Annotated in this window: 12 protein-coding genes; 6 read left to right on the forward strand and 6 right to left on the reverse strand. The window is 40.7% G+C overall.

Features of this window, described 5'->3' with window-relative positions; all coding sequences use genetic code 11:
* Positions 1–38: 38 nt before the first annotated feature.
* Together H5203_RS06680 and H5203_RS06685 are read left to right on the forward strand one after the other, a co-directional pair.
* On the forward strand, positions 39–1,307 hold the full coding sequence (locus tag H5203_RS06680; protein ID WP_145237200.1) for an HlyC/CorC family transporter: 1,269 nt from the start codon (positions 39–41) through the stop codon (positions 1,305–1,307).
* 136 nt (positions 1,308–1,443) lie between these two features.
* The gene (locus H5203_RS06685; protein ID WP_145237203.1) at positions 1,444–2,280 is read left to right on the forward strand and encodes a mechanosensitive ion channel family protein; all 837 of its coding nucleotides are present in this window, start codon (positions 1,444–1,446) and stop codon (positions 2,278–2,280) included.
* 55 nt (positions 2,281–2,335) lie between these two features.
* Here H5203_RS06685 and H5203_RS06690 read toward each other — a convergent pair whose 3' ends face one another.
* Together H5203_RS06690 and gshA are read right to left on the reverse strand one after the other, a co-directional pair.
* A complete protein-coding gene (locus H5203_RS06690) occupies positions 2,336–2,944 on the reverse strand; it encodes a hypothetical protein (protein ID WP_145237206.1) in 609 nt (202 codons plus the stop codon).
* Between the two features lie 140 nt (positions 2,945–3,084).
* Entirely contained in the window at positions 3,085–4,662 is a 1,578-nt protein-coding gene (gene gshA / locus H5203_RS06695) for a glutamate--cysteine ligase (protein WP_145237209.1), read from the reverse strand.
* 487 nt (positions 4,663–5,149) lie between these two features.
* Here gshA and H5203_RS06700 point away from each other — a divergent pair, with 487 nt between their 5' ends.
* Positions 5,150–6,697 carry a PAS domain-containing methyl-accepting chemotaxis protein gene (locus H5203_RS06700; protein ID WP_145237212.1) on the forward strand — a complete coding sequence of 516 codons (1,548 nt, stop codon included), beginning with the start codon at positions 5,150–5,152 and terminating at the stop codon, positions 6,695–6,697.
* Positions 6,698–6,808: 111 nt separating this feature from the next.
* Here H5203_RS06700 and clpB read toward each other — a convergent pair whose 3' ends face one another.
* The 3 genes from clpB to rluD form a co-directional block, all read right to left on the reverse strand.
* Positions 6,809–9,385, reverse strand: a complete 2,577-nt coding sequence (gene clpB / locus H5203_RS06705) for an ATP-dependent chaperone ClpB (RefSeq protein ID WP_145237215.1) — start codon at positions 9,383–9,385, stop codon at positions 6,809–6,811.
* Between the two features lie 97 nt (positions 9,386–9,482).
* Positions 9,483–10,208 carry a peptidoglycan editing factor PgeF gene (pgeF, locus tag H5203_RS06710; protein ID WP_145237218.1) on the reverse strand — a complete coding sequence of 242 codons (726 nt, stop codon included), beginning with the start codon at positions 10,206–10,208 and terminating at the stop codon, positions 9,483–9,485.
* A gap of 9 nt (positions 10,209–10,217) precedes the next feature.
* Positions 10,218–11,195, reverse strand: a complete 978-nt coding sequence (rluD, locus tag H5203_RS06715; protein ID WP_145237221.1) for a 23S rRNA pseudouridine(1911/1915/1917) synthase RluD — start codon at positions 11,193–11,195, stop codon at positions 10,218–10,220.
* 141 nt (positions 11,196–11,336) lie between these two features.
* Between rluD and H5203_RS06720 the strand changes: the two genes are divergently transcribed.
* A complete protein-coding gene (locus H5203_RS06720) occupies positions 11,337–12,098 on the forward strand; it encodes an outer membrane protein assembly factor BamD (protein WP_145237224.1) in 762 nt (253 codons plus the stop codon).
* 82 nt (positions 12,099–12,180) lie between these two features.
* Here H5203_RS06720 and glnB read toward each other — a convergent pair whose 3' ends face one another.
* Positions 12,181–12,519: a nitrogen regulatory protein P-II gene (gene glnB, locus H5203_RS06725; RefSeq protein WP_145237227.1), complete on the reverse strand. Its 339-nt coding sequence runs from the start codon at positions 12,517–12,519 to the stop codon at positions 12,181–12,183.
* 195 nt (positions 12,520–12,714) lie between these two features.
* On the opposite strand from glnB, the gene H5203_RS06730 reads away from it, so the two are divergent.
* Both H5203_RS06730 and H5203_RS06735 read left to right on the forward strand, forming a co-directional pair.
* Positions 12,715–13,260, forward strand: a complete 546-nt coding sequence (locus tag H5203_RS06730; protein ID WP_145237230.1) for a GspH/FimT family pseudopilin — start codon at positions 12,715–12,717, stop codon at positions 13,258–13,260.
* 146 nt (positions 13,261–13,406) lie between these two features.
* Positions 13,407–13,868, forward strand: a complete 462-nt coding sequence (locus H5203_RS06735) for a GspH/FimT family protein (RefSeq protein ID WP_182734403.1) — start codon at positions 13,407–13,409, stop codon at positions 13,866–13,868.
* The last annotated feature ends 3 nt before the right edge of the window (positions 13,869–13,871 follow it).

Genomic DNA, 13,871 nt, shown 5'->3' on the forward strand with positions numbered 1-13,871 from the left:
GCTTAATACGCATTGGTTAAATAAAAAAGGATCCTTCTTTGGACGACATATCTACAAGTGTTTTGTTTATAATACTTGGAATACTCATACTTTGTTCTGCATATTTTTCTGGTTCTGAAACGGGCATTATGTCAATTAACAGAATCCGCTTACGCCACCTTGCTAAAGAAAATCACCGCGCAGCAAAGCGTGTCAACAAACTTTTGAGCCGTCCTGATAGACTTATTGGCCTTATCCTCATCGGTAATAACTTGGTGAATATTGCTGCCGCGCAGGTTGCAACCATTATCGGTATTCGTTTATATGGTGATTTAGGTATCGCTATTGCCACTGGCGCACTAACTTTAGTAGTGCTTATATTTGCAGAAGTAACGCCTAAAACGCTAGCTGCGCTTTACCCTGAAAAAGTTGCCTTTCCTAGTTCGGTGATACTCAAAGGGTTACTAAAAATTCTCTTTCCATTTGTCGTCGTCGTTAACTGGATGACCAATGGCATATTACGCCTATTTGGTATTAGTGCTGCACAAATAGATGAGCACAGCATGAGTAAAGAAGAATTAAAAACGGTGCTGAATGAATCGGGTGCGCTGATCCCCGCGCGTCACCAAAGTATGTTGACCTCCATTTTAGATTTAGAGCAAGTCACTGTCGAAGATATTATGATCCCGCGCAACGAAATTGTTGCCATTGATATCAATGATGACTGGAAACTAATTAGTAAACAGCTTACCCATGCACAACACACGCGAGTACTTTTATATCGTGACCAAATTGATGATGCGGTAGGCTTTATTCACTCACGGGATGCACTGCGGTTATTAACGAAAGAGCAATTTGATAAACCATCATTGCTTCGCGCAGTTCGTGAGATTTATTTTATTCCTGAAGGTACGTCGCTCAATACTCAGCTATTTAAATTTCAGCAATCAAAAGAGCGTATCGGTTTAGTAGTTGATGAATATGGTGATATTCAAGGATTAGTTACCCTCGAAGATATTCTTGAAGAAGTGGTCGGTGACTTTACCACTACGCAAACACGTACTCCAAGTGAAGAAGTTGTGTCACAAGATGATGGCTCATTTTTAGTTGATGGCGGTGCTAACGTACGCGATCTAAACAAAGAAATGGATTGGGAGTTCCCTCTTGATGGCCCGAAAACATTAAGTGGCTTAATTGTCGAATACTTAGAAGACATTCCTGATGCCAACTTGAGTTTGCGTATTGCAGGCTATCCGATTGAAGTTGTTGAAGTAAAAGAGAACATGATCAAACTGGTGCGCATTCAAGCGAACAAGCGCAAAATATAAGCAATATCTGTAGAGTAACCTATGGTTACTCTACTCCCTCAGCTCATCCCCGCAACAAATTTTTTGTTCATTATTCTCTATAAAGTGTTAATTATTAGGCTATTATATTTGTAACTTTATAGATGTGGAAAATGCAATGGAAGATATCTCTATCGAGACCCTGTACACCAAAGCGATTGAAATGCTAATGACCTATGGCCCTCGATTTTTATTGGCAATCTTTGTTTTAATTGTTGGTTGGTGGTTTGTTGGCCGTATTGCCAGTATGGCTGAAAAATCAATGGCAAAGGTAAAATTTGAAGCCGGATTAAGTCATTTTTTGGTCTCCTTCTTATCGGTTATTTTAAAGTTGCTATTACTGATCTCAGTCGCATCAATGATTGGTATAGAAACAACCTCGTTCATTGCTATGCTCGGTGCTGCAGGCTTAGCGGTCGGTATGGCATTACAAGGCAGCCTAGCGAATTTCGCCGGTGGTGTGCTGATCTTATTTTTTAAACCATTTAAAATTGGTGATGTCATTGAAGCCCAAGGCTATATGGGTAAAGTGGTTGAAATTCAAATATTTGTTACCGTACTACTCACTTATGATAATGAAAAAATTATTATCCCAAATGGTGCACTTTCTAATGGCTGTGTAAAAAACAAGTTTGCAGAACCAACTCGCCGCGTCGATATTGAGTTTGGTATTAGCTACAGTGATGATGTGCTTAAAGCGCGAGAAGTACTAATGGGCGTGTTAAATAGCTACGAGTTAGTACTCAAAGATGAAGCAAAACAACCGGTTGTGCATGTAAGTCAGCATGGCGATAGCCATATCGGCATGTTGGTCTGGGCATGGGTTGATTCTGAAAATTACTGGCCAGTGTATTTTGGTTTATACGAACGCGTTAAAATTGCCTTCGATAAAGAAAATATTACCATTCCATTCCCACAGCGCGATGTACATATTCATCAATTCCCAGGGAAATAAACTAATACTAAAAAGCCCGCTGTGCGGGCTTTTTAAAATCTTGAATCTTGTCAGATCAGCTAAATAACCTTTCTAACCACCCTTTATCTAAATCGTCTTCACAACGTTTAAGCTGAGCCGCATAGCGACTTGCACGATTTTTTACTTTATTAGCCACTGCCATTAACCACTTTTTATTTTTATAGGTGCCGCGTTTATAACCGCCCCAGCCTTCGTGGTAATTTAGGTATTGCGCGTAGGCATCCCACTTCGAGATGCCATTAACTTTATGAGTCTTATAAACAAACCAGCCCATAAAGTCGATAGCGTCATCAAAATCATCGCGATCGGCGCCGCTATTACCCGTTTCACGAATATAATCAGACCAGGTGGGAGTTTTTGCTTGTGAGTAGCCGTAAGCTGAACTTGCTCGCCCTGTGGGAATGACCCACAAAAAATATTCCATTGGCGGTGCAGCATCGTGTTTAAAGGAGCTTTCTTGATACATCATGCTCATTAGTACATGTTTAGGTGAGCCCCATTTTTCTTGGGCATCTTTTGCGTCATAGTACCAATCGCTTTTTTCTTCAAAAATTTTACATATATCATTAGGTTGCTTTGGAGGGGCTGTTGCGCAACCAGTTAACAGAGCCCCCAGCGATAAAATAATTAAACTATTTTTCATTTTTTTTTATGCTCGCTGAACTTTTTATAAAAATATAAGTCATATTTTATGAATGCGCAGTTTAGCATTGTTTATCCCTGAAGAATCTTTACGCAGCCAACTTGGGCTGCGTTTTTTTGCCTGCTTACTTAGCTACAAACTTACTTAGTGGCAAAATAATCATCTAAAAATGCATTAAATGTTTGATTATCAGCGGCTTTCAACTCGCGTTCAGCAATAACTGACTGATCTGCTTGTTGTTTTAAATAGCTGTCTGAATACACTTTATATGGCGTATCTTGATGTTGTTGCTGGTAACTTTTTGCCAACGATAAGGCAAAATAACCATTATCAATACCAGACCCTTTCAGTTGACTAACGTAGCGCCCTGAGTATGTTAATTCAGGATCTGCTATCCATTGGCTTAATCGAGTAATCGTTTCGCTGTAATAGCTAACGCCGTAAGCATTATCCATGTAGGCTGCAACTTGTTGTAACTGTGCGAAGATCTCTGCTCCCCACGTTGCTAGACTGCATGAATTACCAGAGCGGTTTAACATCACTTCTAAAGCGCGACCTTGGCTTACAACCGTATCTAAATTTTCGGTGCTCCGCTGTTGCGAATCCCAATCCATTGTTGGAGAATCTTTCAATAAGCAATAAGTCAGAAAAACATCTAGGAAATGAATTTGCTCAATATCAATTCCCGTTGCTGCAAATGGATTTACATCTAAAGCTCGGATTTCAATATACTCAATACCGCCACGTAACAGTGCGTCGGTCGGTGTTTCGCCACTTTTAGCATTGCGCTTAGGACGAATTGGCGAATAAAATTCGTTTTCAATCTGCAATACATTTTTATTCAATTGTTTAGGCTGGGCATCTTTATAATCAGCAAGCTGACCATAAATATCTGACGGTGAATGAATCGCACTTTTTAATCCTGCTACATATTCATCTAGTGAGTTATACAATACTTTTAGTGATGACTGAGCACTGTTGGTATAACCCAAATTACCTAAGCGCAAAGCTGTACCCACTTCAAGATAAAGCGTGCCTTTACCTAGCTTTTTAAAAGGAAGATCCGTACTGCGCCCTTGTAAAAATGAATTACACAGCGCTGGCGATGCTCCAAATAAATAACTGATCAGCCATAGTTCTCGCTTGAAGTTACGGATCAGTCCTAAATAACCGGCCGAAATAAACTCTTGTAATGAGCCAGTATCGCCTTTAATCGTTTGTAAGCTCAGCCAAAATGACTCTGGAAACGATATATTAAAGTGCACACCGGCAATCGCTTGCATCATGCTGCCATAACGATTTTTAAGACCTTCGCGGTACAAGGTTTTCATGCGTCCAATATTAGAATCACCAAATTGAGCTAATACAATGTCATCTTGGTGTTCTATAAAACACGGCATACTGATAGGCCATAATAATTCATCGCCCATCTGCGATAGGGTAAACTTTTGTAAGTCTTGTAGCTGATTTAACGTTTCTTCAGCAGATTCACTAACGGGTGTTATAAACTCCAATAAAGACTCAGAAAAATCAGTGGTGATATGCCCGTTAGTTAACGCACAACCAACCCCTTTTGGATGACCTTGCTGTGAAATTACACCATTTGGCTTGATCCGCAACGCTTCTCTTTCAATACCGCGTTGAATGCCTTTAATTGCGTATTTATGCTGTTCTGGGGCTAGCGCTGCTAACGCTTTAGTTAAATCATGTGTAGTCAAAAATGCTTCCTCGAGCCACGTGGCCTAATCCTAAGTCAATGGGGGCAAATTGATAATACTCAAGGTTTAATAATGGCATAACTCTAATTTCCACTATTTACCAAGAAGGTCACCGTATGTTTGTAAAGCAAACTTGCTGCGGGCCGTTAAGCTAACACCCAAATTTTTACTAATCTTGCCATTGTAAGAGCTAATATACAATTGCTTTAATGACACCACTGTTATGCGAGATGCTGACTAATTAATTGTTTACTATCTGCAATCCATCTCTGAGACTTACCGACTTATCAAACTAGAACCATAATATCTATGTATATATTCAGCAATTACACGATTACGAATACAGCTTTTACAAGTTTCTTTGTTCTAGATCACTAAAAAGTTATTTAAGATCAATTTTGCACCTGTGAACACTGAACCTGCTATCATTACGTTTGTATGAACTTTATAATCATCACTAATAATAAAGCATGTTTAAGGACTACCTATGCGTCGGGGTCAGCAGTTAATAAACGAAGAAGTCACCTTTTCAGATCACCAGCAGCTCGTCTCTACTACAGATGTACGTGGAGTGATAACCTATGCGAATAAAGAATTTTGCAATATCGCTGGCTTCAACCTTGAAGAACTCATTGGCAAAAATCATAATATTGTTCGCCACCCAGATATGCCCAAAGCGGCATTTAAAGAAATGTGGGAAAAACTTAAACAAGGCCATTCATGGCGCGGGATGGTAAAGAATCGCTGCAAGGATGGCCGCTATTATTGGGTTGATGCATTTGTTACTCCTATTTTTGAACATGGTCAACTCGTTGGCTATCAATCAGTACGAACAAAACCGAGCGAACAACTAAAACGACGAGCACAAAGCCTATACACTAAAATAATTGCCGGTAAATCGTTGTCTTCTTGGCGTGAATGGGTCGGTGTTCGCCAAAGTGCAGCCCTACTGATTGGCTTAATTGGTTTAGTACTATTAGCAGCTTTTGTATCTATTTCTGTTGCACTGATAACCGCGCTATTTAGTTTACTAATTATGCTATTAAATTATGATGAATTAGTTTTCACACCAGCAGCACTGAAACAGCTCAAGGTAGATAATGATTCTGTATCCCGCTATGTCTATGTCGGCCATTATCCATTTAGTATTAGTGAATATAACCAGCAAATGCTTAATGCTAAATTACGTACCGTATTAGGACGAGTAAAAGATACGACTGTCACGTTTACCGGTATTGCGGCTAATCTAGACCAACAATCAGCATTAACTGAAAAAGGCATTGCCGCACAAGGACAACGCCTTGGCCAAATGGCCACCGCAATGTCACAAATGAGCGCAACCATAGGTGAAATATCGGGCAACACTCATCATACCGCTGAAAAAGTAAATATTACTTACCAAAGCTGCACTGATATAAAACTACACATTGCAGACAATAGTGCCATGGTGTCTGATCTTGCTTTACAAGTTGAACAAGCGGCAAGTACCGCAAATTCCCTTGCAACCGAGGCGGATAAAATAGGTCAAGTAATGACTGAAATCGAAGGCATTGCAGAGCAAACCAATTTGCTGGCATTAAATGCTGCAATTGAAGCCGCGCGTGCTGGTGAACATGGCCGAGGCTTTGCGGTAGTTGCCGATGAAGTGCGTGCATTATCTTCTCGTACTCAACGTGCTACTGCACAAATTCATAGCTCTATTAAAGAAATTCAAGATACCCTGTTTAGCTGGTCCACGGTCATGAAAAACACCAAGGCGCAAGCCGATGAATGTGTAAATACCACCGGACATACCCAAGTTGAACTGGATAGCATCTTCGCGCAAATAAGTGAAATATCGCAACTAGCGACACAAATATCTGCTGCCGCCGAGCAACAACAAACTGTCAGCCTCGATATTAGCGACAACATTACACAAATAAAAGGTTACAGTGACGAGAACTTAACGTTGAGCTTTAATGTCGCTAAAGGTGCTGCACAGCTTGTCGAAGGCTCACGTAAAGTTAACGATATTTTACTGACTTTTAAGGTTTAATTAAGCGCGGCTAAATGATAGGGGTTTATCTTTAATATTTACTTTATAACTTTTTATTCGCAGCGAGTTTAAGGCCAGCATATTCACTGGCCTTAAAACTCAGTTAATCAGTTAGCGTGATGAGAACACTAAACCATTTTCGTCAGCATCAATTACTATCATGTCACCACTTTGATATTCACCTGCGAGTAACTTCTGCGATAATGGGTTTTCAATGGTATGTTGAATAGCCCGTTTGAGTGGTCGTGCACCATAAACCGGGTCAAAACCACTGGCTGCAATTCGATCAAGAGCTGCATCACTTATTTGTAACAAGTAACCCATTCCTGTTAGGCGCTCACGTAACTTGCTTAACTGAATATCTGCAATCTCTTTGATATGTTCATTAGCAAGTGGGTGGAATACTACGGTTTCATCAATACGGTTAATAAATTCAGGTCTAAACTCATTAACCAAAACCCCCATCACTTTTTCTTTTAACGCTGCATAATCGTTGTTACCGGTTTGATCTTGAATAATATCTGAGCCTAAATTTGAGGTCATGATGATCACCGTATTTTTAAAATCAACAGTACGACCTTGGCCATCCGTTAAACGACCATCATCTAACACTTGCAGCAGAATATTAAATACATCAGGATGTGCCTTTTCGATTTCATCAAGCAAAATTACAGAATATGGACGACGACGAACAGCTTCTGTTAAGTAGCCACCTTCTTCATAACCAACATAGCCCGGAGGCGCGCCAACTAAGCGAGCAACTGAGTGCTTTTCCATAAACTCAGACATATCAATTCGCACCATCGCGCTTTCAGTATCAAACATATATCCAGCTAACGCTTTAGTCAGCTCAGTTTTACCGACCCCGGTTGGGCCTAAAAATAAAAACGAACCGATTGGCCTATTTGGATCTGCAAGCCCTGCCCGTGAACGACGAATCGCATTCGCCACTGCCACTACCGCTTCGTCTTGACCGATCACTTTATGGTGTAAATGTTCTTCCATTTGCAGCAGTTTTTCACGCTCACCTTGAAGCATGCGCGATACAGGAATACCAGTCCAACGTGAAAGTATCTCAGCAATTTCATCTTCACCCACTTGGTTTTTAAGTAAGCTCATTTCTTGCATTTCAGCTTGTGAAGCTAAGTCGAGTTTACGTTCCAATTCTGGAATGCGGCCGTATTGCAGCTCTGACATACGTTGTAGATCAGTGGCACGGCGGGCAACATCTAAGTCTAATCGCGCTTGTTCAAGTTCAGCCTTAATTACTTGAGTACCTTGCAAAGAGGCTTTCTCAGCTGTCCATACTTCATCAAGTTCACGGTACTGGGCTTCAAGATCGGTGATCAGCTCCTGCATCTCAGAACGACGCTTTTGGCTGGCGTCATCTTTCTCTTTAGCAAGTGCATTATCTTCGAGTTTTAGCTGGATGATACGGCGCTCTAATTTATCTAATGATTCTGGTTTTGAATCGATTTGTAGGCGAATAGACGAACCCGCTTCATCAATTAAATCAATGGCTTTATCCGGTAGCTGGCGATCGCTAATGTAGCGGTGCGATAAATGCGCTGCGGCAACAATGGCTGGATCGGTAATTTCAACACAGTGATGTAACTCGTAACGCTCTTTCAAGCCTCGAAGAATCGCTATGGTATCTTCTACTGATGGTTCTTCAACAAGCACCTTTTGAAAACGACGTTCTAAAGCGGCATCTTTTTCAATATATTTACGATACTCATCAAGGGTTGTAGCACCGACACAATGCAGTTCACCTCGAGCCAATGCAGGTTTGAGCATATTACCCGCATCCATTGCACCATCAGATTTACCGGCGCCCACCATAGTATGAATTTCGTCAATAAACAAAATCACTTGGCCTTCTTCTTTAGCCAATTCATTAAGCACTGACTTTAAACGTTCTTCAAACTCACCACGGTATTTTGCACCGGCCACCAAGGCTCCTAAATCAAGCGATAACACACGTTTGTTTTTCAAGCCTTCAGGCACTTCGCCATTAATAATACGCTGCGCGAGCCCTTCAGCTATAGCGGTTTTACCGACACCGGGTTCGCCAATCAACACGGGGTTATTTTTAGTACGCCGTTGTAATACTTGGATCGTGCGGCGAATTTCATCATCGCGGCCAATAACAGGATCAAGTTTACCCTGCTCTGCACGCTCAGTTAAATCGATAGTAAACTTTTTCAGCGCTTGACGGGTATCTTCGGCATTCGGATCATCAACTTTTTGACCACCGCGAATAGCTTGTATTGCTGCTTCTATTTTAGTGCTGGTCATATTTAAAGCGCGGAAGATATCACCCAATGGCCCTTTATCATCACACGCTGCTAATACAAATAACTCACTGGAGATGTATTTATCTTTACGCTTTTGCGCGTACTTATCGCATAAGTTGATCAGTGAAACCATGTTATTTGACAACTGCACGTCGCCGCCAACACCTTCCACTTTAAATAGCTTTTCTATCTCTTGTGATAACTTGGTATTAAGTTCATCGGCACTCACACTGGCTTGGGCTAATAACGCACGCACACTTGAGCCACTTTGCTGCAAGAGTGAATACATTAAATGTACTGGTTCAATAAATTGATGATCACGACCAAGCGCTAATGACTGAGCGTCAGAGAGCGCAGATTGAAATTTACTGGTAAATCGATCTAAACGCATAAGGGGTTACCTATTAAAAAAACTAATTACTTAATTAATGGGTATGCTCGGCACTTTGATCAAGGCTTAGGAGAAAATATACTCACTGAATAGACTATTACTTGCGCCAGATCAAAGAAGCCATACGGCCTGTTTGACCATCTCGACGGTATGAGAAGAATTGTTCGCTATTGCTAACTGTACAGTACTCACCACCACTAATATTTCTTATGCCTAGATTAATAAGCTGTGTGGTTGCGAGCAGATAAATATCCGCTAAATATTTACCATCCGCCTGCGCCACAAATGCAGTGTGATGAGATGCTGATTGTTCACAGAAAAGCGCTTTTACTTCACTGCCAACCTCAAACTTTGCAGCACCTATGGCAGGACCTAACCACGCTATAATTTGTTCTGCAGGGCTGCTAAAGTGACGCAAAGTATTAGCGATAATACCCGCATGCAAACCGCGCCAGCCACCATGAATAGCAGCCACCTCATCACCACTTTCACTGGTAAGTAAAACCGGCAAGCAATCTGCTGTCATAATTGCCAGTGGTTGATTTTTTAATCGGGTATACAGCGCATCCGCATCATAATTAGCCTGTGGGTCAAAATACTCATCCACAACAACGACTTCACTGCTATGGATCTGATTAAGCCACACCGGTGCTTTAGGAAGCTGAGCAGCTAAAAGTGCGCGATTCGTTAATACCGCTTGCTGATCATCGCCCACATGTAGGCCTAAGTTTAAACTCATAAAAGGCGCATGCGATACACCGCCCTGACGAGTTGTACTGAGAGCACCTACATTGGTTGGCGCTGTCCAATTAGGATAAAGCATTAAAGCAGCTTAAAAATCGATATTTGGATTAGCTTTGGTGTCTTCACGAAGTACGTGCGTCATGGCAACCATGTCATCAGGAATTGGCGCCTGCCAAGTCATCATTTCACCCGTAATTGGGTGTGCGATACTTAGCTTTACCGCGTGCAATGCTTGACGATTAAATTCACGTAACATTTGGAACAATTCAGGTGTTGCGCCTTTTGGTGGACGTGGACGACCGCCATAGGCTTTATCACCAATCAATGGATGATTAATAAATGCCATATGCACACGAATTTGGTGAGTTCGGCCAGTTTCTAAACGAAGACGTAATCGCGTATGCGCACGGAATTTTTCAGCAACACGAAAATGCGTAATTGCTGGTTTACCCTGCTCATGCACAGCCATGTGTGTACGCTGCGTAGGATGGCGACCAATTGGTTTTTCAACCATACCACCTGCGGTCATGGTGCCATTACAAATTGCTTCATACTCACGCGTGAAGTTTTCACGCTTCTGTAATGCTTTAACTAAATGTGTTTGCGCCTGAATTGTTTTAGCTACCACCATCAAACCGGTAGTATCTTTATCTAGACGATGCACAATACCTGCGCGCGGAACATTAATGATATCTGGATAATGATGCAACAATGCATTGAGCACTGTGCCATCAGGATTACCGGCACCAGGGTGCACAACTAAACCCATAGGTTTGTTGATAACCAAAATATCATCATCTTCATAAACGATGTTTAATTTGATATCTTGCGCTAAGTATTCACGTGGGGCTTCAATGCTAGTTTCAACATTGACTGTTTCACCACCAAAGAGTTTCTCTCTCGGGGTGTTTAAAATTTCACCATCCACGGTGATTTTATCATCCAAAATCCACGTTTTTATACGTGAACGTGAATAATCAGGGAACAATTGTGCCAATACTTGGTCTAGACGTTTACCGCCTAACTCAGTTGGCACCTCGGCTTGAAGAGAAATTTGCTCTGACATTAGTAACTTTACCCAATTTACCAGTGCAAGCTGTGCTCGACTGGGTTAGAATCGCTTTTAATAAAAGCATTATATAATAAGCATAGTTTACTCGGTTTTACCCACTTGGCCTAGCCGAAGACATCGAAGGTAACAAATAAAATGATAAATAGAATAGGGAAACGTGCATTCGCCATTGTTTTTACAGTTTCATTACTTGGTTTAGGTGCCTGTTCGTCAGCACCTGATGCAGAAGATATCCAACGCGTTCCTAATAAATCAGCGCAAGCGTTGTATGATGATGCCAAACAAACACTTGATTCAGGCTTGTACGCGCGTGCAATTGAGCTTTTGAGTGCGATTGATTCACGCTATCCGTTTGGGCCTATGTCAAAACAAGTACAAATGGATTTAGTCTACGCCCATTACCAAGCGGGTAATACTGAACAAGCACTTGCAACAATTGACCGTTTTATTCGCCTAAATCCAAACCACAAAGATTTAGACTATATGTACTACATGCGTGGTTTAGTAAATATTAAAGCCGATAAAAACGCATTCCAAGAGTATTTTGGTGTTGATAGAGCCGACCGTGATGCTAATCGTACCCGTGTTGCCTTTACTGATTTATCAACCTTAGTCAATCGCTTCCCTGATAGTAGCTATGCCCCTGAAGCAAAAAGACGTTTAGTTTGGTTACTCAACAAAATGGCACGTTACGAGTTGAAAGTTGCTGATTACTACTATGAACGTGAAGCTTACTTAGCAGCAGCAAATCGCGGTAAATACGTCGTAGAACATTATTCTCAAAGTAGTTATTTAAATGAAGCACTGGAAATGATGGAAAAAAGCTACAACAAGCTTGGTTTACCAGAATTAAGTAAACACGCCAAAATGACCCGAGAGTTAAATAAAAAGAAATAAATTAACATATACAAAAAAGGCGCTACTGATTGTTTATAAGTAGCGCCTTTTTTATGTCTGACTTTTAATCTCAGATAATAAATTAGATCGCGTCTTCATCTTCTTCAGCAGTACGAATACGTACTACACGCTCAACGTCAGTGACGAAAATCTTACCATCGCCAATTTTACCTGTTTGTGCTGTTTTAACGATCACTTCAATAGCACGGTCAACATCGTCATCACCAAGGACAATATCAAGCTTTACTTTTGGTAAAAAATCAACCATGTATTCAGCGCCACGATAAAGCTCAGTATGTCCTTTTTGACGGCCAAAACCTTTCACTTCACTGACGGTCATGCCAGTAATACCGACATCAGACAACGCTTCACGAACATCATCAAGTTTAAATGGTTTAATTATTGCTTCAATTTTCTTCATTATTAGTCGCTACTCTTATATTGCCAATTGAATCGATTTTAGACAATCCTGCACTTCATAGCAAACAAAGCAATTGAATTACGGTGATTTAATCGTCAGCAATGGTATGATTATATCAATTGGAACAATTATGTTTAAAATAAGTTCTTCAAAGTGCGCTGATTTACTCAGCGCACTCCAGTACCAGAGGTGAACATGAACAAACAACAACATGGCTTTACATTACTTGAGGTGATGGTCACCCTTGCGATAGTCGGAATTTTAGCCTCAATCGCTTTTTGGAATAGTAGCGACATGCTTGAAAATAACCGAGCTGAAAATTATTTGCTGGAGTTAAAACGTAACATCAACTTTGCTCGCGCAAAAGCCACAAGTACCGATTCATTGATCGTTGTGTGCAGTGGTAATACAACCAGCATAGAAAATGACAAAAAAGTGACCTGCTTAGATAGTTGGAATGACGGCTCTATAATCGTCTTTTATGATAGTAATAGTAATGGCGATCATAACCCACGCAGAGGAGACCGAATTCTCAGAGTTATGGAAGAAGTCCCTGACAATAATCAATTAACATTTTCAGGTGATAATTCATTGATATTTGATGCAAGTGGTCGTATTACCTCTAACCCAGGCACATTCATCTACTGTCCAAATAAAGATAACAAAAACAATAAAGCACTGACAATCAGCCAATCTGGTACGGCATTTTATAACGGAGATACGAGCGGCACCTGTGATTAAATTTCGCTCTATATTTGCATCTGATTTAGGGTCAACTAAGCTTAATCTACTTGTCATAATTGAGAACTTCAAGGATGAAGGATATAAACAACGGAGCAAAGCGACTAGGAACCACGTTGATTGAAACTATGGTAGTGTTAAGCATTATGTCAATAATGTGCCACTTAGTTTTATTTAATTATCAGCCATTACTCATAAATATCCGCCTTGACAACCATATCGCAAAAGTAAATCGAGCTATTGGCTTATCCCGTTTAAGCGCAGTATCTTATGGCGCAAACGTAACATTTTGCGCCCTTAAAAATAATCAATGCCATAGCGATAATTGGCACAAAGAACTTACTGTGTTTACTGATACTAACAAGGTAGGTAAATTTGATGGTAAAGATAAGGTTCTATTTTACATTGAACCAACACACTCTGAAGATATGCTCACCTACCCTAGGCCATTTATTACTTTTCGATATAACGGCACACCCATGGGCTTTCATAACGGTACATTTATATATTGTCCTAAGTATAAACAAGCAAGCCACAAAGGGCTTGCTATATCTATAAGCTATACTGGCAGAACGAAGATTAAAAATACCTCAAAATGCCAAGAGTAACCA

Origin of the sequence: Pseudoalteromonas sp. SG41-1, from assembly GCF_014164575.1 — a bacterium.
Taxonomy (GTDB): Bacteria; Pseudomonadota; Gammaproteobacteria; order Enterobacterales; family Alteromonadaceae; genus Pseudoalteromonas; species Pseudoalteromonas rhizosphaerae.

Bases quoted from the DNA above. Each gene is read 5' to 3' on its own strand.
- rluD (WP_145237221.1), bottom strand. From the start codon at position 11,195: ATGTCAGAGCAAATTTCTCTTCAAGCCGAGGTGCCAACTGAGTTAGGC.
- H5203_RS06700 (WP_145237212.1), top strand. From the start codon at position 5,150: ATGCGTCGGGGTCAGCAGTTAATAAACGAAGAAGTCACCTTTTCAGAT.
- H5203_RS06690 (WP_145237206.1), bottom strand. From the start codon at position 2,944: ATGAAAAATAGTTTAATTATTTTATCGCTGGGGGCTCTGTTAACTGGT.
- glnB (WP_145237227.1), bottom strand. From the start codon at position 12,519: ATGAAGAAAATTGAAGCAATAATTAAACCATTTAAACTTGATGATGTT.
- H5203_RS06685 (WP_145237203.1), top strand. From the start codon at position 1,444: ATGGAAGATATCTCTATCGAGACCCTGTACACCAAAGCGATTGAAATG.
- clpB (WP_145237215.1), bottom strand. From the start codon at position 9,385: ATGCGTTTAGATCGATTTACCAGTAAATTTCAATCTGCGCTCTCTGAC.
- pgeF (WP_145237218.1), bottom strand. From the start codon at position 10,208: ATGCTTTATCCTAATTGGACAGCGCCAACCAATGTAGGTGCTCTCAGT.
- H5203_RS06720 (WP_145237224.1), top strand. From the start codon at position 11,337: ATGATAAATAGAATAGGGAAACGTGCATTCGCCATTGTTTTTACAGTT.
- H5203_RS06735 (WP_182734403.1), top strand. From the start codon at position 13,407: ATGTCAATAATGTGCCACTTAGTTTTATTTAATTATCAGCCATTACTC.
- H5203_RS06730 (WP_145237230.1), top strand. From the start codon at position 12,715: ATGAACAAACAACAACATGGCTTTACATTACTTGAGGTGATGGTCACC.